The 24,439-nt window shown below is 54.8% G+C and carries 22 protein-coding genes; 12 read left to right on the top strand and 10 right to left on the bottom strand.

The window, feature by feature from the left end:
* Nucleotides 1-21 precede the first annotated feature (21 nt).
* Nucleotides 22-2,007, bottom strand: a complete 1,986-nt coding sequence (locus ABID47_RS28395) for an alpha-amylase family protein (protein ID WP_354501916.1) — start codon at nucleotides 2,005-2,007, stop codon at nucleotides 22-24.
* 220 nt (nucleotides 2,008-2,227) lie between these two features.
* On the opposite strand from ABID47_RS28395, the gene ABID47_RS28390 reads away from it, so the two are divergent.
* The 3 genes from ABID47_RS28390 to ABID47_RS28380 all read left to right on the top strand — a co-directional run bounded on the left by ABID47_RS28390 (nucleotide 2,228) and on the right by ABID47_RS28380 (nucleotide 5,019).
* Complete coding sequence (locus ABID47_RS28390; RefSeq protein WP_089548607.1) at nucleotides 2,228-3,097, top strand: AraC family transcriptional regulator; 870 nt, start codon at nucleotides 2,228-2,230, stop codon at nucleotides 3,095-3,097.
* Nucleotides 3,098-3,233: 136 nt separating this feature from the next.
* Nucleotides 3,234-3,944, top strand: coding sequence for an FAD-dependent thymidylate synthase (gene thyX / locus ABID47_RS28385; protein ID WP_076177058.1), 711 nt, complete (start codon nucleotides 3,234-3,236; stop codon nucleotides 3,942-3,944).
* Nucleotides 3,945-4,038: 94 nt separating this feature from the next.
* Nucleotides 4,039-5,019, top strand: coding sequence for a Gfo/Idh/MocA family protein (locus ABID47_RS28380; RefSeq protein ID WP_354501912.1), 981 nt, complete (start codon nucleotides 4,039-4,041; stop codon nucleotides 5,017-5,019).
* Between the two features lie 62 nt (nucleotides 5,020-5,081).
* Here the strand turns inward: ABID47_RS28380 and ABID47_RS28375 are convergent, their stop codons facing one another.
* Complete coding sequence (locus ABID47_RS28375) at nucleotides 5,082-5,474, bottom strand: hypothetical protein (protein ID WP_354501909.1); 393 nt, start codon at nucleotides 5,472-5,474, stop codon at nucleotides 5,082-5,084.
* Between the two features lie 198 nt (nucleotides 5,475-5,672).
* Here ABID47_RS28375 and ABID47_RS28370 point away from each other — a divergent pair, with 198 nt between their 5' ends.
* Together ABID47_RS28370 and ABID47_RS28365 are read left to right on the top strand one after the other, a co-directional pair.
* A complete protein-coding gene (locus ABID47_RS28370; protein ID WP_354501906.1) occupies nucleotides 5,673-6,686 on the top strand; it encodes a helix-turn-helix transcriptional regulator in 1,014 nt (337 codons plus the stop codon).
* A 185-nt stretch (nucleotides 6,687-6,871) separates the two neighbouring features.
* Nucleotides 6,872-7,666 carry an SDR family NAD(P)-dependent oxidoreductase gene (locus tag ABID47_RS28365; protein ID WP_354501903.1) on the top strand — a complete coding sequence of 265 codons (795 nt, stop codon included), beginning with the start codon at nucleotides 6,872-6,874 and terminating at the stop codon, nucleotides 7,664-7,666.
* Nucleotides 7,667-7,779: 113 nt separating this feature from the next.
* Here ABID47_RS28365 and ABID47_RS28360 read toward each other — a convergent pair whose 3' ends face one another.
* The gene (locus tag ABID47_RS28360) at nucleotides 7,780-8,451 is read right to left on the bottom strand and encodes a nitroreductase family protein (RefSeq protein WP_354501900.1); all 672 of its coding nucleotides are present in this window, start codon (nucleotides 8,449-8,451) and stop codon (nucleotides 7,780-7,782) included.
* 170 nt (nucleotides 8,452-8,621) lie between these two features.
* On the opposite strand from ABID47_RS28360, the gene ABID47_RS28355 reads away from it, so the two are divergent.
* Nucleotides 8,622-9,971 carry an aminotransferase-like domain-containing protein gene (locus tag ABID47_RS28355; RefSeq protein WP_354501897.1) on the top strand — a complete coding sequence of 450 codons (1,350 nt, stop codon included), beginning with the start codon at nucleotides 8,622-8,624 and terminating at the stop codon, nucleotides 9,969-9,971.
* A gap of 94 nt (nucleotides 9,972-10,065) precedes the next feature.
* Here the strand turns inward: ABID47_RS28355 and ABID47_RS28350 are convergent, their stop codons facing one another.
* Nucleotides 10,066-10,812 (bottom strand): YqcI/YcgG family protein, encoded by a 747-nt coding sequence (locus tag ABID47_RS28350; RefSeq protein ID WP_354501894.1) that lies wholly within the window; start codon nucleotides 10,810-10,812, stop codon nucleotides 10,066-10,068.
* 193 nt (nucleotides 10,813-11,005) lie between these two features.
* Here ABID47_RS28350 and ABID47_RS28345 point away from each other — a divergent pair, with 193 nt between their 5' ends.
* The gene (locus ABID47_RS28345; RefSeq protein WP_354501891.1) at nucleotides 11,006-11,821 is read left to right on the top strand and encodes an AraC family transcriptional regulator; all 816 of its coding nucleotides are present in this window, start codon (nucleotides 11,006-11,008) and stop codon (nucleotides 11,819-11,821) included.
* Nucleotides 11,822-11,929: 108 nt separating this feature from the next.
* Here ABID47_RS28345 and ABID47_RS28340 read toward each other — a convergent pair whose 3' ends face one another.
* From ABID47_RS28340 to ABID47_RS28330, 3 genes are all read right to left on the bottom strand, one after another.
* A complete protein-coding gene (locus ABID47_RS28340) occupies nucleotides 11,930-12,517 on the bottom strand; it encodes a histidine phosphatase family protein (RefSeq protein ID WP_354501888.1) in 588 nt (195 codons plus the stop codon).
* Nucleotides 12,518-12,580: 63 nt separating this feature from the next.
* Nucleotides 12,581-13,993: an MBL fold metallo-hydrolase gene (locus ABID47_RS28335; protein WP_354501885.1), complete on the bottom strand. Its 1,413-nt coding sequence runs from the start codon at nucleotides 13,991-13,993 to the stop codon at nucleotides 12,581-12,583.
* Nucleotides 13,994-14,029: 36 nt separating this feature from the next.
* The gene (locus ABID47_RS28330; RefSeq protein ID WP_354501882.1) at nucleotides 14,030-15,445 is read right to left on the bottom strand and encodes an FAD-dependent oxidoreductase; all 1,416 of its coding nucleotides are present in this window, start codon (nucleotides 15,443-15,445) and stop codon (nucleotides 14,030-14,032) included.
* Nucleotides 15,446-15,806: 361 nt separating this feature from the next.
* On the opposite strand from ABID47_RS28330, the gene ABID47_RS28325 reads away from it, so the two are divergent.
* The 3 genes from ABID47_RS28325 (at nucleotide 15,807) to ABID47_RS28315 (ending at nucleotide 19,386) form a co-directional block, all read left to right on the top strand.
* Nucleotides 15,807-17,411, top strand: coding sequence for an extracellular solute-binding protein (locus ABID47_RS28325; RefSeq protein WP_354501977.1), 1,605 nt, complete (start codon nucleotides 15,807-15,809; stop codon nucleotides 17,409-17,411).
* Between the two features lie 70 nt (nucleotides 17,412-17,481).
* Nucleotides 17,482-18,447, top strand: coding sequence for an ABC transporter permease (locus ABID47_RS28320; protein WP_354501879.1), 966 nt, complete (start codon nucleotides 17,482-17,484; stop codon nucleotides 18,445-18,447).
* 12 nt (nucleotides 18,448-18,459) lie between these two features.
* Nucleotides 18,460-19,386: a carbohydrate ABC transporter permease gene (locus ABID47_RS28315; RefSeq protein ID WP_354501876.1), complete on the top strand. Its 927-nt coding sequence runs from the start codon at nucleotides 18,460-18,462 to the stop codon at nucleotides 19,384-19,386.
* Between the two features lie 133 nt (nucleotides 19,387-19,519).
* On the opposite strand, the gene ABID47_RS28310 is transcribed toward ABID47_RS28315, so the two are convergent.
* On the bottom strand, nucleotides 19,520-20,440 hold the full coding sequence (locus ABID47_RS28310; RefSeq protein ID WP_354501873.1) for a LysR family transcriptional regulator: 921 nt from the start codon (nucleotides 20,438-20,440) through the stop codon (nucleotides 19,520-19,522).
* A 174-nt stretch (nucleotides 20,441-20,614) separates the two neighbouring features.
* Between ABID47_RS28310 and ABID47_RS28305 the strand changes: the two genes are divergently transcribed.
* Together ABID47_RS28305 and ABID47_RS28300 are read left to right on the top strand one after the other, a co-directional pair.
* Nucleotides 20,615-21,253, top strand: coding sequence for an HD domain-containing protein (locus ABID47_RS28305; protein WP_354501870.1), 639 nt, complete (start codon nucleotides 20,615-20,617; stop codon nucleotides 21,251-21,253).
* A 230-nt stretch (nucleotides 21,254-21,483) separates the two neighbouring features.
* On the top strand, nucleotides 21,484-21,804 hold the full coding sequence (locus ABID47_RS28300; protein WP_354501867.1) for a hypothetical protein: 321 nt from the start codon (nucleotides 21,484-21,486) through the stop codon (nucleotides 21,802-21,804).
* A gap of 47 nt (nucleotides 21,805-21,851) precedes the next feature.
* Here ABID47_RS28300 and ABID47_RS28295 read toward each other — a convergent pair whose 3' ends face one another.
* Nucleotides 21,852-22,988, bottom strand: coding sequence for a S1C family serine protease (locus ABID47_RS28295; RefSeq protein WP_354501864.1), 1,137 nt, complete (start codon nucleotides 22,986-22,988; stop codon nucleotides 21,852-21,854).
* A 12-nt stretch (nucleotides 22,989-23,000) separates the two neighbouring features.
* Complete coding sequence (locus ABID47_RS28290) at nucleotides 23,001-24,179, bottom strand: FxLYD domain-containing protein (protein WP_354501861.1); 1,179 nt, start codon at nucleotides 24,177-24,179, stop codon at nucleotides 23,001-23,003.
* Nucleotides 24,180-24,439: the final 260 nt, after the last annotated feature.

Below are 24,439 nucleotides of genomic sequence, written 5' to 3'. Positions count from 1 at the left end.
AGAGATAGCTGCCCCTGCCCGCTAGTTCCCTTCCGGCTGGCCGTACTCCAGAACGACCATTTGGTGGCACTGCCACTCCGGCAGCTCATACGTGACGAGGCCATCCTGCTGCCGGAAATCGATAGGCGTCATATGCGGCGCCAGGTATACGCCGGTGACCGGCTCGGAAATCCGCAGCTCCACGGTTGTTCCGCGGATCGGGAGCAGGTCCTCGATCACTTCAATGTTACGCCCGCGCTTCACCGGCGAAGCGTACAGCGAATGATGGACATAACGCTTCTGGTCCGGCTGATGCTGAACTGTTGTTACGCCCTGCGCGGGAAGGTTCGTACGCAGCGTCTTCTCCGGCAGCAGACGGTTCAACGCGTACAGGACGGTTTCCTTTAAAACGAGGCTTCCCTTGGAAGCATAATCTTCGAACACGTTCCAGGCGATATAAATTCCGTTCGCATGCTCCACCATGCCCGGCCCGCCGTACTCTCCGCTGTTCGGCGTATGCTGATGGGAACAGAACGTGAAGGCGTCGCGGTTGAAATACGGATTTTCCCGTTTGCCAAGCTCGGTTCCGCCCTCGGCAAGCGTCACTTTCTGCCCTTCCGAATAAAAAATAAACGCCGATTCCTGCAGGCTCGCCAGCGGATGCTGCGGATGGTAGTAGTCCGGACGGAACGGATTGACACCTGCGTGGCGAACGCCCAAGTCAATGGCAAATTCGCTGCCGTCCGGCTTCAGGCCCGATTCGCCGGTAGCAAGGATGCGCCCGCCACCGGCCAAAAAGCTGTCCAGCTTGGCCAGGATCGCATCGTTGACCCGGATCCGGTCGGGCAGGATCAGGACGGCATACGGGCTGAAGTCGGCTTCCAGGTCGACGACGTCGAACAGGATATGCCCTTCCAGCAGCATGCGCACCGCGCCGGCGTCCGGATCGCCGGTGAAGCTGTCGTGGCCGCCGGTCGCCTGATGGGTGCCGGCCGCTTCCACCGACAGCAGCGCTACGTCGGCGACGTTGACGGCATCACGGCACCACGCTTCTTTGGCTTCAACCTCGGCATAGGCCGCGCCGATCAGCCGGTAGGTGGCTTCATCCATCGCCCCCAGCGGATGCAGCTGGTCCCCGATGGAGCAGGCGGCGCCGTTTGCCAGGCTAAGGGCGGCTTCATACCGCAGGGCGTTCGGGTGCTTATAGCCGCCGAATTCGCCCCAGGTAGTATGAAACTTACCGGTCATGCCCAGGAACGGCATGCCCAGCGTCTGGGCGTAGCGGGCGGACAGCGGGAAATGGTCGTAGCCCCAGCCCCCGGTCGGCAGAGACTCCAGCTCGAGATGCGAGTTCATGTGCGCAAGGTCGCGGCGTCCGCGGCGGATGTGGCCGCCGTTATGGAAGATCGGCAGCCCCGGTTTGTGCCGGTGCACCGTTTCTTTAACGCGGCTGGTATAATTGGCGTAAGTTTGCTCCCAGAGCGGGCGCATGGCGCTTTTGTCCCGCGGGTCGATCCCCTGCTCCCGGGCGGCCGCTACGCAGGTGGCGCAGTAGCACTCCCGCACCCCGACGATGTCCAGAAAGATGCCGTCGGCATCATAGCGCGCCGCAACCTCTTCAATCTGGGACAGCAGAATGTCCAGATAAGGCGTATTCAGGCAGAGCTGGTGGTATCCCGGCGTGAACAGATCGCCTTCGCGGCTGAAGCGCTCGCGGATCAGCCATTCGGGATGCCGCACGGCGAGCCGCTCGTCAAGGCCGGCGGACAGGTAGACAGGAGTCCGTACCCCGATCTCGTGGGCGGCTTCAATCATGGCGCCGAGCAGGTCGAAGGACAGTCCCGGATGCGTGACGTTCGCCTCGGAGGGATGGTATGCCCATCCGTGATGGCATTTGGAAAAAACGGTGATCGAATCGACATGGCCAAGCTTCAGCGCCTGCTGAAACTGTTCCTTGCTGAACCGGGTGCCGATGGGATGAATCGCTTCGGACGTATGAAAGTCGAGATGAACCTGGCGCATACGCATGGTATATGTTCCTCCATTCAATAAGCAGGGATTTAAAACGGCTTTGCACATACCCCTAAGGTAAAGGAAAATTGGTACCGCTTCCATGCGGAATAGCGACTTTGTTCTGTCCGATATCGACTTTTGAGAAATGACCGGATCAGCATATTATGCTAGGATGAATTTAATGATGAGGAAGATCTGCCACGATATCGACTTGAGCAGGAGGTAGAGGAAGCCCATGAAATGCCTCGAGCTGGCGATTCCGCCGCTGCCGTCGCTTCTGACCGTCGGGCGCGCTGTATGGGCGCCTGGAAGCCGGCATCAGACCCGCAGCTTTGACGCCTACGATCTGATTCTGGTCAAAAAGGGCGCCATGTATATGCGGGAAGACGATACCGAATATGTCATTCAGGACGGCCAGCTGCTGCTGCTCGAGCCGGGACGTACCCATTCGGGCACACAGGCTTGCTCGGAGCCGACGGCGGTGTATTGGGTGCACTTCCGGCACCCGGAGCCCCTGCGCCGGATGGAGGCGGAGGATATTCCCTGGTCGGCGGTGCTCCCTCAAGGGCAGGACAGCGACGAGCATCCGGCAGAGCAAACGATGTATTTGCCTAAATTCGGCGATGCTCCTTTTCACCTGCTCCAGCCTTTGCTGGACCGGATGGTGGAACTGCATCGCGGTTTTGCCGTGGAGCAGTCCTTGAAGCTGCAGGTGCTGTTCTGCGACCTGCTGGAGCTGCTGCAGGCGGATTTGGGGCGCAGGCCGGGCTCGCGCTCGGCCGCTCTCGCCCGGGAGACGGTCAGCTATCTGCAGCGCAGCTGGAATGAGCCTTTTCGCTCGGAGGAGCTTGAGGAGGCGCTGCATTTTCAGTTCGACCACATCACCCGCTGCTTGAAAAAGTATACGGGCATGACGCCACTTCAATATGTACAGCATTTGCGAATCAGCCAGGCGATGGTCCTGCTGGAGCAGACGTCGCTGACGGTGCAGGAAGTGGCGGAGCAGGTCGGCATTCCGAGCGCGAGCTTTTTCGGGAGGCTGTTCCGGGACCGTACGGGGATTTCCCCGGGGCAGTACCGCCAGCGCCGTCAGAGCCATTTGTAGAGTGTGGCGGCGGACAGGATTGGAGCCGGGAAGGCTTTCTTTGACCGCATGGCGAAATAAAAAAAGCGGACCTCTTTTCGAAAACAAAACATCGAAAGAGTGCCGCACTCTGTAGAATGAACTTAAGGAGGACGGTATGTCGACCATCGAAGTGCTGGATCAGGGCTATGTGCGTTTAGTGAATCATATGGGATCGGACTTAACCGTCGTGAATGCGGCCCGTGTCTCTTATGCCAAGCAGTCGCTGGAGTTGAACGAACGGGACGTGCGGCTTATCAAGTTCCTTGCCCGCGAAGGGCATACGTCGCCTTTTCGCCATGCCATCGTTCAGTTTGAGGTCTATGCCCCATTAATGGTGGCCAGACAATGGTGGAAATACGTGGTCGGGTCTGCCCATTATGAGGGGACCGGCGACAGCTTGGAGGCATGGAACGAATCAAGCCGGCGATACATAACAGAAGACCCTGCATTTTATATCCCAAAGGCAGGCGAGTGGAGGCTCCAACCGGAAAACTCCAAGCAGGGCAGCGGCGGAGAGGTGAATTGGGAGCTTGGCGTGAAGCATACCCAAGAGCTGATGGGTTATGTGGAGCTGGGCATTTCCAAGTACGAAGCCGCCCTGGCGGACGGCATTTGCGCGGAACAAGCCCGGTTGTTCCTTCCCGCTTACGGGATGTATGTACGCTGGTACTGGACGGCGTCGGTTCAATCCGTCGCGCACTTCCTGTCTCAACGGCTGGAGCATGATGCGCAAAAAGAAATCCAGGAGTACGCGAAAGCGGTACTCGAGCTGATCAAACCGTTATTTCCCGTTTCGCTGGGGGAGCTTCTTGGAAATGAGGAATAGCCAGTTCGATGCAAACGGAAAACTGGAGAGTCATGAAATCACCCATGACTAGTAGCCTAACATTCGTAATCTAACTTTGAGGAGGAATAATCACATGCCGAAAACGATTCAATGGGGAATTTTGGGAACGGGCTGGATTGCGTCGCAGTTTACGAAGGATCTTGCTTTTGCGGAAAATGGGGTGGCAGCGGCCGTAGGCTCCAGAACGATGGACAGCGCTTCGCGATTCGCCGCTGACTATGGAATCGGGAAAGCATACGGCAGCTACGAAGAGCTGGCCAACGATCCGGACATTGACGCGATCTATGTCGCAACGCCGCATCCTGCACATAAGGAAAACGTCCTGCTGTGTTTGAAGGCGGGCAAAGCGGTATTGTGCGAAAAGCCTTTTACGGTGAACGCGGGCGAACTGGCGGAGGCCGTATCTTATGCCAAGGAGAACAAGGTTTTTCTGATGGAAGGCATGTGGACAAGATTTCTTCCGGTCATCCGCAAAGTGAGGGAATGGCTGGACGAAGGGCGGATTGGTGACGTTCAGCTCGTCAAAGCGGATTTTGGATTCCGTGCCGGCGTCAATCCGGAAGGCAGATTGTTCAATCCGAGCCTTGGGGGCGGGGCGCTGCTGGATGCCGGGATTTACCCCGTGTCTTTTGCATCAATGATCTTTGGGGCCGAACCGGAGGAAGTGTCGAGTACCGCTCAGATCGGCAGTACCGGCGTGGACGAGCAGTTCTCTCTCCTGCTGTCCTATGGCCCAGGCAAAACCGCACAGCTGAACGGGGCCATACGCCTGAATATGGATAATGAAGCATGCATTTACGGCACGGAAGGGTATATTCGCATTCCTTCCTTTTTGAACGCGACCAGAGCTGCGTTATATGTCAACGGCAGTGAAGAGATTTTTGAAGATGACCGGACATCGCTCGGATATGCGTTTGAAGCCGAGGAAGTGGGAAGATGCCTGGCGGAGGGGCGGACCGAAAGCTCGATCATTCCGCTTGAAGAGTCGGTGGCGATTATGAAGCTGCTCGACCGGATCCGAGGTCAATGGGGACTCCGTTATCCGTTTGAGTAAATTGGCCATCATACCATGGGACCTGCTGCCAGTACAGGAGCAGGTCTTTTGGTGTCTACTACTTAATCATCAACCTTTTTGCGGCTTCTTACGGCTGTGATTAAGGAGAAAATACCGAGAGAAGAGACCAGAAACAATACGGTTACATCCTGGGTATAAACATAAATAGCCCCAACTAACGCTAACGCGGCTGCATTAAAAACAGCAAGTCTTGTCACAAGCGATCTTCTTGCGAATGCTGCCGCAGCGAAATGAAAAAAACTTACCACGGCATGAAATCCATACAGGATCAAAAAGAAGAACACAAACACGACGAAATCCCCCGGGCCGCTAACGTATGGGGTATCGGATACCAGCGAATGGTTGATATGGACGACAAGGGCACTGTTTAAAATGCTTAGAACAAGGGAGAGAAGGCAGAGGTTGACCACCAGTTCTTTTTTCGCGATATCCATGATATAACTCCTGATTTGGCTTTTTCTATATCATAAACTATTCGTGGCTGGAAAGCCTAGACTGGGGCTTGTCGAAGATTTGTCACTTTTTGCTGGTTTCAGAGCGATAAGGACAGGTACTATAATAGCTGTACATCCATGACGAAGGTCGCCTATCCGATTACCACGAATGCGACTGCTTAAAGGAGGCCCGCAGCGATGAGTTCCTATATTTCTGAACGCATAAAAATTCCGCCGGGATTGTGGGCAGGATTCCGTCAACTCGGGATTGCCCCGCATGACGTTGTCCGCAGCGCAGGACTCCCGCTTACGATCATTGCAGAACCCGAGGTCACCACGGCCCAATATTTCGCCATTTGGCAGGCTTATTCCGAGCTGGCCGGCGATGTCGCCCAAGGCATCATTCAGCTGGCGACCGTGTTTGAAACGGCGAAATACCCGCCGACCGTTTTGGCGACGTATCATGCCCGTGATTACCGTGACGCGCTGTACCGGATGGCCCGGTACAAGCAGATGTGTCCCCCCGAGAGCCTGCGCATCACCGAGGAGGGAGAGCACTGTACCATCGAGCTGGGCTGGCTGCATCCCGGGGAGTCCGGCCCGCCAGTGCTGGTTGGCATCACGCTGGCATGCCTCATGGAGCTTGGACGCCGGGGGACAGGGCAGCCTGTGCAAGCACGGTCTGTTGAATTTTCGCAGCCGATGGGTGATATCCAGACCCTTGAAAGTTATTTCGGCTGCCGGATCCAGGTAGGTGGGACACGCAACCGGCTGACGCTGCACCTGCGAGATCTGGAGCAGCCTTTTCTATCGTATAACGAAGAACTGCTGGACATTCTGACTCCCGCGCTGGACCGGTCGCTTGATGAGCAGAAGCGCAGCCGCTCGTTCCCCGAGACGGTCAAATGGATTCTGAAGCGCAGCCTCACGGCAGGGCGCCCCGACATTCAGGCTGTCGCCAGAGAGCTCGGGATGAGCGACCGTACCTTGCAGCGCCGGCTTACAGAGGAGAACACAAGCTTTAAGCACCTGCTGACGCAAGCCAGACATCAGCAGGCACGGGAATATTTGGCGGACCCTTCGCTTGATATTAAAGAGGTCGCTTTCCTGGTTGGATACGAAGACCAGAATTCGTTCTACCGGGCCTTCCGGCTTTGGGAAGGAAATACGCCATCCCATTGGCGTGCTGAACATGTAAGTGCGAACTCGTGAGCAGAAGGACAACAAGTAGAGCCCGATTTTCGATAGATTTCCAAACCTCGGCCTGCTTCGGCGTGTCGGGATAATCTGTTGTTTTATTGGCGTGTACAGCAAGAACGTTGGCGCAGCAGGCTAGTTACTGAACCCTCCTGGTCAGGTAATATTATCTCTATCCGGAGTAAAAGGAGTTTTTTGTTATGGATATGGGATTACACAATAAGACAGCGTTAGTTACAGGATCGACGAAAGGGATCGGAAAGGCCATTGCTATCGAGCTGGCCAAAGAAGGCGTTCATGTACTCATTAACGGCCGAAACGATGCAGAGGTAGAACAAACGGTGAATGAAATCAAGGCGAACTTCCCGGCGACCTCTCCGCAGAAGGCGACGGCCGATCTTGTAGATAAAGGGCAAAGAGAAGCTTTATTTGACAAGTTCCCCGAGGTTGATATCTTGGTGAACAACATGGGAATCTATGAGATCATGCCATATGAGAACGTTGACGACGAAGTATGGGAAACCTACTTCCGCACGAATGTTCTTGCTGCCAATGGGCTGACCAAATTCTATCTGCCCAACATGCTGAAGCAGGATTATGGGCGGGTTCTCTTTATTGCGAGCGAGGAAGCGTTGATGCCTTCGGGACAAATGCCTCAGTATGCCGTGACCAAGTCGATGCTGTTATCTCTGTCGAAGAGCTTGTCCAAATTGACGAAAGGCACCGAAGTCACCATGAATACGATCATGCCGGGACCGACCCTCTCTGAAAATGTGCAGCAAATCATTGAGGGGATGTACGCTGACGAGGATTTGACCTTCTCGGAAAAAGAGAAAAGATTTATGGCGGCAGGCCTGCCCCAATCCGAAATTCAGCGGTTTATCCGGCCGTTTGAAATCGGCAGATTGGCTGCTTTTGTATGCAGCCCTTATGCATCTGCCTTCAAAGGCGCTCCGATCCGTATGGATGGGGGAATGGTGCCGACGATTTTTTAATCGATGCTGTTGTGAAAAAGAACCTTGGGCGGGAGCCCGAGGTTCTTTTGGTATTTCGCCGTAAAGAGCCATACAAGTTCCAAAATATGGTATGATGGGTCTGCCTTACGGCATCAAAGTTTAGCGCTGCCAGGATCAAATCCGTTCCAGACGATCGTCTGCTCCACCGGGAAGCGCGTGGTCGGCCTGGCTGGCTTGACGGCTTTCCCTATCGCGACGAGCAGGACCGGAATATAACGCGGCGGAACGTGAAACGCTTTGACGAATGCGTCGGCGTCGAAGCCGACCATCGGGCCGGAGTCCAGACCCATCGCTTTGGCGGCGAGCATCAGCTGCATGGCGGCCAGAGAAGCGTTGCGGATCGCTTCGTCACGCCGGTAGGGTGAGGAGGCGTCCACCGCATAGGCCTTATCGATTTGATCAAACAGGATTCGGGAAGAAGCATAGCCGGCGTAAGCATCTTCAGGCCCGTCTTCCATAACAGGTCCATAGACCGCTGCGGCATTCCGGTTAGCCTCGAGGTCGCCGAGTACGGCGACGGTCACGGATGCATCGACGACCTGCCGTTGGCCGTTCGCAGCGGGAAGGAGCTTGTGTTTGGCATCCATGTCGGTAAAGGCGACGAACTTCCAATGCTGCAGATTCCAGGACGAAGGAGCGCTGCCCGCAAGCTCCAGCAGCTGCTTGATTTCGTGCTCGCTGATACGGTGTGTGGGATCGAAATATCGCACGGAATGGCGCTCACGGATGACGGTGAGAAAATCGGATTGAACAGTTGATGACATGAACGGGTCAACTCCCTTAATCTATAGTCAGGATCTTGTTCGCGAACTTGCATCCTTTATACCGCCATGTTATGGCAACGGGCGGTCTGGAACAACCGCATTTTCAGCAAAGTGTATCGTAACAGTTGCGCCGTCTTCTATACATAACGCTATTAGAGTGAGGAAACAAAATGAAAAAATATTTGGATATCCTTGCCGATATCGAACGAAAAATCAGCGAAGGGCAGTTCGAGTCGGGTCAGAAGCTGCCTTCCGTCCGCAATGCGGCGAAGATGTATAGCTGCAGTGTCAGCACGGTTACACGGGCATACACGGAGCTTGAGAGCCGTCACATGATTTACTCAATCTCCCAAAGCGGCTACTATGTTGTGGAGAAACCCGGCAAAGGGCCCGACGCTGCGGATGGCGGGCAGATCGATTTCGCCTCGGCATCGCCCGATCCGTCGCTGTTTCCGTATTTGGATTTCCGGCACGCTTTGAACCAGGCCTTGGACACGTACCAGAGCCATCTGTTCACCTGCGGCGAAGCCGAAGGTCTGGAGAGGCTGCGTCATACGCTCGTTTCCCATTTCGCCGAAGACCAGGTGTTTGCCCGAGCGGAGAGGATCATCATCACGGCTGGTGCGAACCAAGCGCTCGAAATATTAGCAAAAATGCCGTTCCCGAATGGGAAGTCCATCATCTTGGTCGAACAGCCCAGTTACGACATCTATTTACGGTATCTTGAGGCGGAGGACATCCCGGTATGCGGTATTTCCCGGACGACCGCGGGGATTGATTTGCAGCAATTGGAGGAGAAGTTCAAACACGGCGGGATCAAATTCTTCTACACCATGCCCAGGTATCACTGCCCGCTAGGGACTTCATTCAGCCGGGAAGAAAGAAAGGCGATTGCCCGGCTGGCCGGCAAATACGACGTTTATGTTGTGGAGGACGATTACATGGCCGATCTGGGAGAAGAGCCGGGAACAGATCCCGTTTATGCCTACAGCGGCATGTCGCACGTCATTTATTTGAAAAGTTTCTCGAAAATCATATTCCCGGGGCTGCGGCTCGGGGCCGCCGTGCTGCCGGAGAAGCTGCTGAAGGCATTCTGCGAATACAAAAGATATGCCGACACATCGCAACTGTCCCAGGCAGCGCTTGAAGTGTATATCAAAAGCGGTATGTATGAGCGGCACAAGCGAAAGATACGCAGCCAATATGCTGACCGGATCCGCGAACTGAATAAGGCGGTTCTGCGGCATAACGGTTCAGGTCTGATCGATATCCCCACGGTGTCCTCGGGATTGTATGTTCCGTTCAAGCTGCCGAAAAAGGTCAATCTGGAACGCCTCGTTGAGCGGCTTGCCGCAAAGAAGATTCTCGTCGTATCGAGCAAGCGGTTTTATTTATCGGACTATAGGGAGCAGGAGAAGTTTTTAAGAATCAGCATTGCGAGGGCGCAGCCGGAACGGATTGAGGAGGGAGTCCGGGAGATCATTGGAGAAGTAAGCCGGGATCTCAAATGCCTGGTATGACGTTAAGAAGGAGTGCATTAAGACAGCATACGGCATTAAAAAGCAGCAGGGCCGCCGCACGGGCATCTGCTGCTTGATCGAGAGCCAAACCGTTCTACTTCCCTGCCCGCTCTGTTATTGCCCGATGGAAGGGGCATCCGGCCGGCGAGGTGTCGTCATCCCGCAGAAAATACTGCTTGTATTCAAGATTCCCCTGCGATCCGTAAGGCTTTAATTCCGGATGGGCCGGTGCGGTGTCGTATGCGGCAAGGCGTGCACGGATCCGGGGAGCGATCTCAGCCGCTTTTTCAGGATAGGCGTTCCACTGATCCAACACCCAGCGCGGCGTCAAAGCCAGCATGAAATAGGGGAAGCTTCGGCTCTGACGGGACGTATGTGCCGGGGTGCCGCAGTAGACGAAATACCGCTCGCCATCGTAACAGAACTCCCACAGCGCCTGCTCCGGGTCTTCCGGAATGTCCTCCGGCCACGGCGTACGATCTAAACGGCTGACCTGGTTCAGTAAGTTCCAGAATGCATCTTCATACGCCAGAACCTCTCTAACGTTCTCCTCCGCCTCGAAAAAAACAACCAAAGAGGAGTAATCCCCGAAAGACCGCGAAGCTCTGCCATACTCGGCAATGATCTCTGCGAGTTCCGGCCCTGCCGAACCATCCCAAGGACTGGGCGCAAAACCGAAACGGAGATGACCGAGCGCAAACGCCCGTGTGGCCGGAATGCAGGGGAACCGGGCTTCCCGGTCCGTCATCTTGGCCGCAAACCGTCGGCAGGCCTCTTTCTTCCAGGCTTCCAGAGGAAGCTCTTCATTTTCGATGTCCGTATACTGCAGCAAAAGCGGCATGAACAGCCCTCCTTTTACCTACAGCATACGCCCATGGGCAAAAGGGTGACTGTGCAGAAGCCCATGCTTTAGTCCTCTGCCCATCATATTGGTTCCGGTCATGGTTTGTTTTCGGGCCAAAATAAAGATTGAACGCCCTGCTGCAATCCAATTACAATGAAACTATCTTCCAGGCTAAAGGAACGATGCATAGATGACGACAACAACCTTGTGGAATCAAACGCTGCATCTGGTTTCTCATGCATATTTCGAGCGTAAGGAAAGGTTTGAAATGGATGTGGATTGTTACTCCGTCTGGGTGCTGTTTGCCGTGGAATCGGGCAAATTTTATTACCGGATCGGGGAGGAACGAGGGGAGGCGGGGGCCGGAGACCTGGTGTACTGCCCGCCGGGGTTCACCTTTGAACGGGAGATGGTGTCTCCGCTTGCGCTTCACTACATCGGCTTTGAAATGGTGGGGGAAGAGCGGACGGGGCCCGTCCCGCCGCTGCCGACGTTTTTGTCGCGCCCGCTTGACAACAAACGCCTCGTTTCCAATTTTTCCTATTTGCGAAAGCTGCATTTAGCGACAGAACCACGGCATGTGCTGCGCAAGGACATGATCATGAACGACATCTGGCAGCTCGCCTGCGAGGTGTGGGAAAGAGAGCATCTCCATGATGAGCAGCAGCTGCTGGCCGACTCGGACGATGTGCTGATGAACCGTGCGGCCGAATGGATCTACCAGAACGCGTACACCCCGTTCAGCATGAGGGAGCTGTCAGATTCGCTGAACCTCAGTCCCGTCCAGTTTACGCGCCGGTTCCGGAAGTCGTTCCGGATCGCTCCTTCGGACTTTGTCCGGTCTTTGCGCATCAGTAAAGTGGCCGAGCTGCTGCTGGATACCGATATGACGCTGGACCAGATTGCCACCTGCTGCGGATATGAGAACGGCCTGTATCTAAGCAGGGTGTTCTCCAAAAATATGGGCACGAGCCCATCCAGATACCGCGAACTGAACCGGCTGTAACCGGTCTCTGGTGTCCTTTGTGGGGAAGACAGAGCAAGGCGCCGGCGTCCGGGCGATTTCTTCGCATGCCGGTCATGACAGGCGCCCCGCTGTCCGCGTCCCGGTCTGCTAGCCCCCGGTCACTTCCAAATGCTTGATGCAGTCGTAGAGCGAATAGGTCCAGGCAGTGTCATTCAGAACGATGGTCGTCACGGAAGTGTTGCGCAGCTTGACGCCCGTCGACTCATCCTGCATCAGTTCTTTTAAGGTTTGCCCCAGAAAATAGCCGTGCGTGACGGCGAGAATTTTCTGTCCCGGAAATCTGGTAGCCATCTCTTCCACAAAGCTTCGGCCGCGGGCCCGCATCATCTCATCCGTTTCCTGCTCCATGTCCAGCTCGTGCCAACGGGGCCCCCAGCGCTGGACCCTTTCCGCTTCGGTCGTGTCGGCAATCTTGCCGCGGTCCATCTCGCGCAGGCGCACATCGTAGAAATCGACCGGCTTCTTGATTTCGGCCGCGATGATGTCGGCCGTCTCCCGGGCGCGCCGCAGGTCGCTGGAAATAAACAGATCCCACGGCTCCCCGGCCAGCCGCTTGGCCACCAGTGCAGCCTGCATTCTTCCGGTTTCGTTCAGCGGATTTTGCGTATGCCCCTGCGCCCTGTTCTCGATGTTATGATCGGTAATCCCATGCCTGACAAACGTAATTGATGTCACCGATTTGTCCTCCTAAGCTTTTCTCCGATTGTAATCCAGCCCTACCAGGAAAGAATCTGACGCTCACCGGTTTACACCGCTTGCCGCGGCTTCCAGAATGGAAGAGACCGGCACCGTTTCCCCTTTTACCGGAAAATACGGCTTTACGCCCCGGGTGTCTTGCGATTCTGGGAACCGGCTGTGCAGCGTAATAACGGTTTTCGGCGCAATGCTGCCGATCAGGCTGGCGAGCGCCTCGGGATGGGCGTGTCCGCCATTGGACAGGGAATGGCCGGTAATCGCGTAGGTGTTCAGAAACTTGGATACGGCAGCATGCTCGATTTTGACGCTGTAGTCCGATTGAATAAAATGCGATTGACCCTGCAGGCCTCCCAGCGTCTCCAATTCAATCATATGCGCAAGATCCGGAAATTTGAAGAAATATACGATCTCGTGCTTGCGCCCGGCCACTTCTTCCAAAGAGACGGCAGGGTACGGCACCTCAATGACTTCGGCCATGGTAGCATCGATGACTTGAACAGGGACGTCAAGTGCCGGATGTCCATGGAGCACCCGCACGCCTTCCCGGTTTGCCGTATGCCAGACGGCGGCAAGCGACGCCTCCATCACGATGCTTTTTCCTTGGTCTGCGGCGATCGCGATCATGTCGGCCATCCGCTCTAAATCCCGAGGCGACATCTGCAGATACACCAGCCCTTCCGCTTCGAGAAGAATCTCCGCGAACGAGGCAAGCAGCGCCTCCTCCGTGATCTGCAGCGGAACGGTGGAGGGGGCGGATGTAAGGCGCGTCCCTTCCGTAATGAGCACGTCGATCGGTTTGCTCTGGCACAGCCGGATGAAACGGTCGATCTTATCCGGATGCTTGCCCTGCCGGCGCCAGTCCCCCGTATACGCAATTCTATGGGTGCCGTCGTCGATGATGATGCCGGATGCTCCGGTCGCATTGTGATCCATCTCGACGACCTGCACCGTAAACTCACCGAAATCGACCACGGTCAGGTCGTCGCAGGTTGTTATCTTGGCCCCGGTATCCTTGCTGTGCCGGCCCGCCACCATGCCGCGGAACAAGGAATACGAATCATGGCTCATATATACGGGGAGATCCGGATGGGCAAAGGGAAGCAGCGCCATATGGTCCGTATGCATATGTCCAATATAGAGGTGAATCCGGTCGTAGTCCGGAAAATCCCGGTTTCCCCATACCCGCCGAACCGCGGCCCAATCCAGGCCTTCAATCTGCTGAGCATCGTACAGCTCCGGCAGCGGGGCGGTCATGCCGCCCAGCAAAAACTGGCGCAGCTCGCGCCCCGGCGTTGCATTCACCGGTTCAAACAGCGTTACTTGGGTCGGAAACAGCAGACTGCTGTGCTCGACGCCAAAGTCGAACAACAGCCCCTGTTTTCCTTTGCCGTACAGAACCTGCACGCCTCCTGATTTGCCTACTCCGCCAAAAAAAGTCAATTGTGCTTCCTGCAACGTGATCGCCTCCTGTGTGTATATCAGCTCACTACATCATAAACTTGTCGTCCCGCTTGCCTCGCCAACGTCTTCCAGCGAAAGGATGGCGCCATGCTCCCTGAGCTTTTTCCGGATGATCCGGACATCGACATCCTCCGGAGAGATTTGCTGCTTCGCAGCCAGAGCGGCGCCGATGCCCACACCTTCGCCGACGGCCATGCAGGTGGGCATGACCCGGGAAGAGCCGAAGACGACGGGGTCGACGCTGATGCAGCGGCCGCTGAGCATCAGCCGTTTCACGTCCTTGGCGATCGTCGCCCCGTATGTGATGCCGTAAGGGCCGGCCAGCGACCGGATAACGGTCGAGTCGCCTGAACCGCTGTGAATGTCGATAATATACGAGCCGAGCGCGATTGTGTCATCCGGAATGACGCCGTTCACGGCCGCCTCTTCGCGGATCATCTGCTTGCCCATGATCCGCCTCGTTTCACGGATGCCCAGAAACGGGGCAATCGAGGACAAGTAAATGTGCTCAAACCCTGTGATGTGCTCGCGCAGCATGTCGATCAGGGGAAGGATCTGCAGATGCGATTCGATCTCGCCGCGGCTTAGCTCCTCAACCTTTGTCCCATCAAAATTCAGGATGCGGATGCAGTTCAGGGCAATGTACCCCTCTCTGGGCAGATTGATATAGATGATCGTATCGCGGCTGATCGGGCATTTGCCTTCCTGCCTGAGCCTGGAAACCGTATTTTTCAAGCCGACGAACACGTGATTTTCGCTGGCCCGCAGAAACTCCGCCGTATAGCCGGGGCGGATCTTCATCGAAGATCCGTGCCGGAGCTCCTCCGGATGCTCCCCGAGGAAATCCATAAACCGTTCGAGATCAAAGCCGCCGACGGTAAACATCAGGGTAGGCGGCTGGGTTTCCCCGTTCGCGTACTGCCCTTTCTCAAACGAGGCGCCCGCCATATAAGCGACGTCGCCGTCCCCGGTCGCATCGATGAAGACATCGGCGAAGACCTCGATTTCCCGGCCTTTTCCTTTTAAGAGAACGGATTTCAGCTCACCATCCTCCACGTTTGTTCCGATGATTTCGCAGTGCAGCAGGGGCTGTACCCCATACTGTTTGATTTTTTCAAAAATGACGATTTTCATCAAGCTGGGATCGATGACCGTCGTCGAATTGTGCAGCGGGCATTCCCGGTGTCCGAAGGAACCGCCAAGCAGGGTCAAGCGGTCGACGATTTCCTGCGGAAGGCCGCGGGTAACCTGGCGTCCCTGGGCATCCAGGAAGGCCAGCAAAGGCAGTCCGATCGTCATGTTTCCGCCCAGGAAGCCCTGCCGATCCACGATCATGGTCTGCGCTCCCTCCCGTGCGGCTGCAATAGCTGCTCCGACGCCCCCGGCCCCGCCTCCAAGGACAAGCACTTGTGTTCTGATAACTTCGCGTGGCAACTGGCTTTCCATATAACCCCTACTTTCTCATTGAATCTTCGCGGATGAACACGGCCCTTTAAGCCATGCACCGCTTAAGAAGCGTGAATTGGTTTTCATTATACGAGGGGCGAAGATGCATGAACATGCAGTAATCCTTCATTGGGGATGCACTTTGTTTCAGGGATGGGAAGGAGAGGCGACAACATTCGGGATGCTTCTCCAAAACTTGACGTTCCGCCAACAAGGCCCTGACTTTGCTGAAACAAAATACATGTACAGTAAAAGAGCGTGCATGGACTCATCCGAGCGGAGGTTGCTAACATGTGGGTGAAAGCGATCCAACATGTTGTTCATGTCAAAACAAGCCTTGAGGAGGAATACGATCGTGAACATGCGTAACAAACGTGCAGGTTTCATGGCGGCCGTGTTAAGCGCCATCCTGCTGCTGGCGGGCTGTTCCGGGGGCGGCGATTCGAAGGGCGCGTCCGCGGGCTTTCATGAGACGGGGCTGCCGATTGTCGATAAGCCGATATCCCTGACCATTGCCGGTACTTACGATGAACGAACGGGAACGAATTGGAATGAGCTTGAGACGATTAAGGAAATCAACGAAGGGACAAATGTTCAGATTAAGTGGAACCTCAGCCCGGGCACCGATTGGGCGACAAAGCGCAACCTGATTATCGCCAGCGGCGATCTTCCCGACGTGCTGCTGGAGCTCAGCAGCTCGCAGGTCGTGACGGGAGGCGCAGACGGCATGTTTATTCCGCTGGAGAATCTCATCGAGAAATACGCGCCGAATTTGACGAATTTTCTGAACAAATACCCGGAAGTACGGCAGGCGATCACAGCTCCGGATGGTCATATTTACTCCCTGCCGATGGCCAACATGTCGGAGTATAAGCATGCCGACGGGAATACGCTGTGGATCAACAAGGAATGGTTGAAGAAGGCCGGCTTGGAAATGCCGAAGACGACGGAGGAGCTCACGAAGGCACTCGAGGCATTCAAAACGATGGACATGGACGGTGACGGCAATCCGAATAACGAAATTCCGCTGACCGGCGTCTTCGGCGATTCGCAGTATGGGTTCGGCTACCTGTTCGGATCCTTCAATACGATCGACGAAACTTTTATCGTGCAGGATGACAAGGTGGTATTCGTCAGAGCGACGGAGGAGTTCAAAAATACGGTCAAGTACCTGCACTCGCTGTATGAAAAAGGGCTGATCGATCCGGACAGCATGACGCAAAACTCCACTCAACTGATCGCCAAGGTATCCTCCGGCAAAAAGGCGTCTGTTGGAGCATTCTTCGCCTGGAGCGCCGACCAGATCACCAACGCGGACTACCGGTGGGATTACGGTTCGCCGATGATTCCGCTCGCCGGGCCGGACGGCTCGCAAATCACCCCGCGCAACAATCTGCAGATGACCCCGGGCATGTTCGTCATCACGAAAGTTAATCCGTACCCCGAGGCGACGATGAGATGGGTCGACCGGGCTTATGAGCCGGAGATGTCCATGAAGCTTCGCGAAGGCCCGAACCGTCTGAAGAAGCTGGCTGACGGCACGTATGACACCATCCCGAATCCGGACAACTATACGGCCGGCGAATGGAAGGTCAAAGAGACGCCTTACAATGACTTCGTCTACGGCTTCTCGCAGGAAATGCGCGACAAGCAGATTCTGCCGAAAGCGGAGCCCGGGCAGCTGGATCCCGATTTTGACGAGTGGTACGAAGCTCTGGTTCCGTACATGAAGCCTTGGGTGTACCCGAATATTATGTTCACGGACGCGCAGTACAAGAGCATCGAGCAGTATCAGACGGATATCAAAACGTACACGGACAAAATGGAAGCCCAATGGATCGCCAAAGGCGGCATCGACGAAGAGTGGAATACGTACCTGGAGACGCTGAACAAAATGGGGCTGAGCGATTATACGAAGGTGTACCAGGACGGTTATGATACGAATAAAGCGAACCTGGCCAAATAGAAAACTGCCCCCAACATCCGTTAGCGAGCTGGTTTCCGGCCCCGCGTAACGTAAAGGACGGTTGATAACGATGAACACCAAAATCGAAAGGACGGCGGTCGCACAGCTGGAGAAGCCCGCGAAACCGAAGGCTGCTTCGCTGTGGCAGCGGGTCATCCGCAACTGGCAGCTCTACGTTTTGCTGCTGCCGCTTTTGCTGCATTTCGCGATTTTTCAGTATGCGCCCATGTACGGTCTTCAGATCGCTTTTAAAAATTTTCGCGCCATTGACGGGATTTGGGGGAGCCCCTGGGTGGGGTTCGAGCATTTCGAGCGTTTCTTCCGGTCCTACCAATTCTGGAATACGCTCAAAAATACGCTGCTGATCAATCTGTACGACCTGGTCTTTGCCTTCCCAATCGCGGTCGTGTTCGCGCTCATGCTGAATCAGGTCGCCCGGCTCCGCTTCAAGAAATGGGTTCAGACCATTACTTACGCCCCGCACTTTATTTCGACCGTCGTACTGGTCGGCATGCTGTACATTTTCTTGAATCCGCGGACGGGGATGATCAACAACTGGATCGACCTCTTCGGCGGGGAACGGATCAATTTTTTTGGCGAAGCGGCCTGGTTCAAACCGATGTACGTCATCTCGGAGATTTGGCAAACGACGGGCTGGAGCGCGATTATCTATTTGGCCGCCCTGACGTCCGTCGATCCGCAGCTGCATGAAGCCGCGATTATGGACGGGGCCAATAAATTCCAGAGGGTGCGGCATATCGACGTGCCTACGATCATGCCTGTCATTATGATCATGCTCATTCTCAAAATGGGGCACTTTGCTTCCCTGGGCTTCTCGAAAGTGCTGCTGATGCAGAACTCCTTGAATATCGATTCATCGGAAGTGATTCAAACCTATGTGTACAAGACCGGCTTGGTCGGCGCGCAGTACAGCTACTCGGCGGCGATCGGCCTGTTCGACAACCTCATCAATTTCACCCTGCTGCTGACGATGAACCAGCTCGCCAAAAAATTGAAGCAGCAAAGCTTGTTCTAGGAGGGAGCGCTCATGGCTAAAACGGATGCATTCGACCATACCGCAAGGATTGCCCGTTCCCGCGCCGACAAAGTGTTTGACCTGTGCAACTATACGATATTGTCCGTTATTCTGCTGATCGTCCTGTATCCTTTGTATTTCATCGTCATTTCCTCGTTCAGCGAACCGACAGCCGTCAATTCCGGGAACGTCAGCCTTTGGCCCAAAGGGTTTACGCTGGAAGGCTACCGCATCATCCTGCAGAACCACGACGTATGGAGAGGTTATGCGAATACGTTCCTGTACACGGTGATGGACGTCGCTTTAAGCTTAGCGATCATGATCCCGGGCGGCTACGCCCTGTCGCGCAAGGAGCTGGACGGGCGGAATGTGTTCATGGTGCTGATCGTCTTTACGATGTTTTTCAGCGGGGGCATGATCCCGACCTATATGGTGGTCAAAAACTTGGGCATGGTCGACACGATCTGGGCGCTGTTTGTGCCCACAGCCGCATCGGCGTATTACGTCATCGTCGTGCGGACGTTTTTCCAAAACACGCTGCCGGAGGAAATGCTGGAATCGGCTAAGGTCGACGGCTGCTCAACCTTCCGCTTTTTCTTCAGCATGGTCATTCCGCTGTCGGCGCCCATCATTGCGGTCATGGCGCTGTTTACCGCGGTATCCCAGTGGAACTCCTTTTTCAGCGCGCTGATTTATCTGCACGACGCGGATCTGTATCCCCTGCAATTAATCCTGCGCAGCATCCTGATTTCGAGCCAGATGTCGGCCCACGGCTCTGACGCCGTTGTCGACCCGGAAACGATCGTGGAAGCCCAGCGGTACGCGGAACTCATCAAGTATGCTCTCATCATGGTCGCCAGCGTTCCGGTACTAGCACTCTATCCCTTCCTGCAGCGTTTCTTTGTGAAAGGGATGATGATCGGTTCGGTCAAAGGGTAAACATAACAACGAACTGCCGCGAAGTTGAGGAGCACCTCCAACGAGTAGCCGATGTCTAACCATTGGGGGTACCGTTCAAATGCGGCAGTTTTCGTGTTGGACGGGAAAAGATTAACGCGATCACGAGCGGGCTCTAGCTCTCCAACACCGCATGGGGGACCGGATTGCCTAACTTGTTATTTTCCAGAAATTGCTGAAGAAGGGAAATAAACGCCCGGGCCGCGTGGCTTAGGAATTTATCCTTATTCATAATGATGACGATCTGCCGGTATAAGGTCGGATTGACGATAGGGATTGCGGATATCGCACCGTCACGGTTCAGATCGATCAGCGATTTGGATAAGATGCTGACGCCGGCACCTGATTTAACCAAATTGAAGATGGTACTGATGGAATTAGTTTCGACGAAGGGGGTCATCTGTTTGCCGGTCATGCGGCAGGTCGCGTCCACTAGCTGGCGGCACTTGTGGTTCTCGGGAAGCAGGATCAGCGGCAGCCGGTCCACTTCGGTAAAGCTAATCTCTTTTCGCTGGGCAAGCTCATGGCTGGAGGAGACGGTTAAATAAAATTGTTCAAAGTATAAAGGGATTGTGTCCAGCCGGTCATCGTCGACGGGCAGAATGGTCACGGCCGCATCGAGTTCATTATTCAGTACCTTCTCCGTAACGTTTCCGGATTCAACGATTTTGACCGTAACGTTCGGATATTTCTGGTTGAAATCGACCAGAAGGGAGGACACCAAATGATTTAACTCCCCGGGGGGAGAGCCGATGGCGAGCGTTCCACGATTTCCGCTTTGCAGCTCGTTCATTTGGTCCTTTGCGCTTTGGAGTGCGTTGAAAATGACAGCCGTATGCGACTTCAGGATCTTCCCTGCCTCGGTCAACGCGATTTTCTTGCCGATTCGGTCAAAAAGAGGGGTGCCGATTTCGTCTTCAAGCGACTTGATCTGATGGCTCAGCGTAGGCTGGGTCACATTTAATTTATCTGCGGCCCGCGTGAAGTGAAGCTCCTCGCAAATCGCTTGGAAATATTCCAATTGCCGTATCTCCATGATTCGTTTCCTCCCGATGTGTAGGATGGCATGATGAGCGTATGAATGCTATGAGCGTCCAAATGATGTGGTTTATCTATTATTATTATAGAAATCATAACATTGATCTATCGTATACTGAATTTTACAATGAGGACATCAACAACACAATCCTTTTTTGCGAGGTGTATGACAATGTCCTTATCCATCGGTCATGTAAAAATCCCGGACAGCGCATTAGCCAGACAGGCTGCCGAGCTGCTTCGGGATCATGGGGATGATTTGCTGTGGAACCATTCTCATCGGGTGTATCTGTTTGGTGCCGTACAGGGGGAGCAGGCTGGAATAACGTATGATGCCGAGCTGCTGTATATTAGTGCTTTGTTCCATGACTTGGGATTAACCAAGCATTTCAGCAGTCCTGACAAGCGGTTTGAGGTTGACGGGGCCAATGCGGCAAGAAGGTTTTTGGAATCGCATCAGGTTCCGGAGGAGTCGATCCGGCGCGTCTGGGATGCCGTCGCCCTGCACACGACGATCGGCATTGCGCAGTATAAGGAGCCGGAAGTTGCGCTGATTTATTCAGGTGTCGGTTATGATGTCATGGGAGAAAATTTTGATGAGATCACGCCGGAGATTCGTGAACAAATTGTAAAGGCGTTCCCCCGGAATCAGTTTAAGAGCAAGATCCTGAACGCTTTTCTGGAAGGCTTCAAGCATAAGCCGGAAACGACATTCGGGAACATCAAATCGGATGTATGCGAGCGGCTGCTGCCAGGATACAAAAGCCCGAACTTCTGTGATTTGGTTCTTCACTCGCATTGGGACGAGTAAGAGGATACATTGTCTTTCTGAAAATAAACCGATGCCTTGCGGCATCGGTTTTTCATGCATTAGCCTTTTTCATTTTAATTGAAGGTTTACGCCAACAACTCAGATTTTATCGCGTTCTATGTATATATACTTCATTAGAATGGCGGGGAGGGATTCCAATCAAGAAGGTGCTCATTGGTTTATGTATCGTTACTTTTACGATGTTATCCGGATGTCTAAGTCATCCTTCCGTGATTCAATTTACTGGCGAAAGTAAAACCTGGTCTGCTAACTATACGATTACCAAACTGAATCGAGAAGACCATATCAGCCGGATCCAAATACGGTACAAAGGGAAAGACCCGGCTAACGTGGGGAGAGTGAAATATAAATACACGAGTACAGCGATGAACGGAAGCGGGGAACAAAAATTGTCAGGGAACAGAGACATCGTTACTGGATCTGGAGGCAATGGCGCTCTTCCGTTGGAGGATTCAACCATTCAGGTTACTGTCGAGTGGAAGGGCCACAAGGAAGAGATGGAGCTTTCGACCGGCGCTTCCCGTAAATAATAAGCCCCTATCCACAAGGGAAGGGGGCTGTTCCAGGGCGGAGAAACTTAAAGCTTCTTCCCTTTGCCGTGCAATATTTTCAATTCTCCGTTCTCATACCCGACCGAATAGCTCATCCGGTAACCTTGATAGACGGTGCCGCTCTTACGCCGCTCCTCGGCCGTAATATCAACGCTGACCAATGCGCCGTCGTCCTGCTCTTCAAGCGTCAGGGAGCCTAGCGTTATATCACCGGTATTCAGATATCCCGCCCGGAAATCCTCGTAACTGATCCCGCTTTGCCATTCGCTGCCAAGCAGGGAATACGCTGTGACGTAATCGCCGTTATTCAGGCTTTGATAGAAGTAAGCGACAATGTCCCGCTCGTCCGCGACCGTTCCGTCGCTGTCCGTACCGTACTCATCTCCGCCGTCCCCAGCCGGAAGCTCGGTCATCGGGGTCTTGGACCATTCCCTGGCCTGCTGAAGAATGCTGGAGATCGGAATGCTGAACCCGATTCCCGGTCCCTCGGACACAGCCGCCGAGTTGATACCCAGCACTTCACCCGTTTCTGCATTGACCAGCGGTCCGCCGCTGTTGCCGTGGGTAATCGGCGCAGAGATTTGGTACAGATTGCTGTAGGTGTACGGATCAATGTTGAAGCTGCGGCCGAGTCCGCTGATAATCCCCGTCGTTACCGTGTTTTCCAGACCCAAAGGGCTGCCGAGCGCGAGGATTTCGTCCCCGACCTCCGCCTTGTAGCCTTCGGCTACGGGAAGCGGGGCGAGTTTCTTAAGCTCAGGCACGCGAACGACCGCAACATCCGTATCGGTTCCGATCCCGATGACGGTTCCTTTATATTCTTCGTGATTCAGCGTCCGCACTGTTACCTGCTGTGACCCGGTTACGACATGGGCGTTGGTTAACAGGTCACCTTGATCGTTATACAGAAATCCGGAGCCGAGTCCGTCTCCGCTTTCGATCGTGACGACCCGTTTCTGGCTGTCCTCGATAATCTCCTTGCGCGTCTTTTTTTCTTTCGTCGCCGCCGCTGCAGTGGCTGCCTTGGCTGCCGTTTGCACCGCGAGCAGCGGCTGCCCACCAAGCTCGTTCTCGGCCGTCCTGTGAATGAAATACGTCCCGCCGCCACCCAAGCCGAGGATGATCAGGGAGGCAAGTGAGCTGATCCAAATGCCTTTACTCATATTCCGTGCCCCCTATTCCAAATACCAGGATGCGTTATCAACCGAGACTTCCGCTTGTTCGTAGACCCCATAGTAAGATGTCGAGAAGCTCCCTGATTCCCCTGGTTCCAGTCTGAACGGGGAAACGTTGGCATAAGCATCGCCTATGTAGGCACCGGAGGAGCTGCTGTATACATGGAGGTAAACGCTGACAGAATAGATCGGGCGGGTCGCGGTGTTCGTGACCGTCCCGGAAATGGTCAGATCGCCGTAATCGTCCAGCACGGCCGTAACGCCGGATACATCAACGGCGGCGGTCCGGTTGTTCAATTCTTCTTCGGCGGCCTTCTGCTGGGCCAGCTGAATACGCTTCGCTTCAGCCTCCTCAAACTCCCGCTTTGCTTCCGAAATCTGCTTCCGGTACGACGTCAGCTTCGGATTGTCGGCAGCGTAGGACAGCCCGTTGTCCACGGCTTCCAGCGCTCCGGCAAAATCCTTCTTCCGCAGCTTCTCTTCGGCTGACGAATAACTGATTCCGGCGATTTTGTTAATAATCTGCGCTTTGACGGCCGCCGCTTCCTGGCCGCTGAGGCCGCGGACGGTATCGAGCTTGTCAGCCAGCGCATCAACTGTGGTCAGCTTGTCCAGCTGGCCTTTGATGCGAAGCACCGTCAGCATGACCTGGTCCGCCGCCAGCGATTTCTGAAACGGCACGAACAGCGGCTCCTGCCGCTTGCCGATCATATCCGCGATTTGCTTCAGCGCTTTTTCCCCTGCATCCAGCTTCTTGGCTTTAAGCTGTGCTGAAGCGCCGTCGAGTTGATTCTTAAGCTGAGCGGCCTTGGCCGCAAGCTCCCGGTCCCGGATCAGTGCGGCAAAGCGCGGCCGTTGTTCTTCGGCCCGTCCCAGCAGCTGGACCGCCTCCGAATAACGTCCGGCCAACGCCTCTTTCTTGGCTTGCTGCTGAAGCGCCGTCACTTCCTGGTTTACGGACTGCTCATACTCGTAATAGAGCGTAAGACCTAGGGCAACCACTCCGGCAAGCAGAAAAGGGATGATCCACTGGAATACCCGGCCGCTTCCCCTCTTGGTGACGGCCGCCTGTGCCGGGCGCTGCTCATCTCCCGGCCTGCCTGACACAGCTTGAGGCAGCCGGATAGCCTCGGTGCCCGCGGCTACCTCAAGAACGGCCTGCCGTACTTCTTCCGTCAATAATCTTGCTCCGCACTTTCCGCATATTTTCTGTTCCGGAGCACACTTTGCCCCGCATTGATGACAATACACCCTGCTCCCCCTAGCGTTCTTGTATCGATCCGGCTGCGGTAATTGAAAGCCGGTTCCATCAAAATATCTAGGTCTTCAGCGAACCTTCTGGTTCCATAGACCTAGATTACTAGTTTTTACTATACCACAATATGGATTGATGCGAGAAGAGGATTTTAATAGCTTGGAGTCAGCCCATTTTTTAACGG

It is taken from the genome of Paenibacillus favisporus (genome assembly GCF_040545415.1).
Classification (GTDB): domain Bacteria; phylum Bacillota; class Bacilli; order Paenibacillales; family Paenibacillaceae; genus Paenibacillus_AQ; species Paenibacillus_AQ favisporus.
Note: the sequence above shows the minus strand (reverse complement) of the source record. Positions and strands in the feature narration are given on the sequence as shown.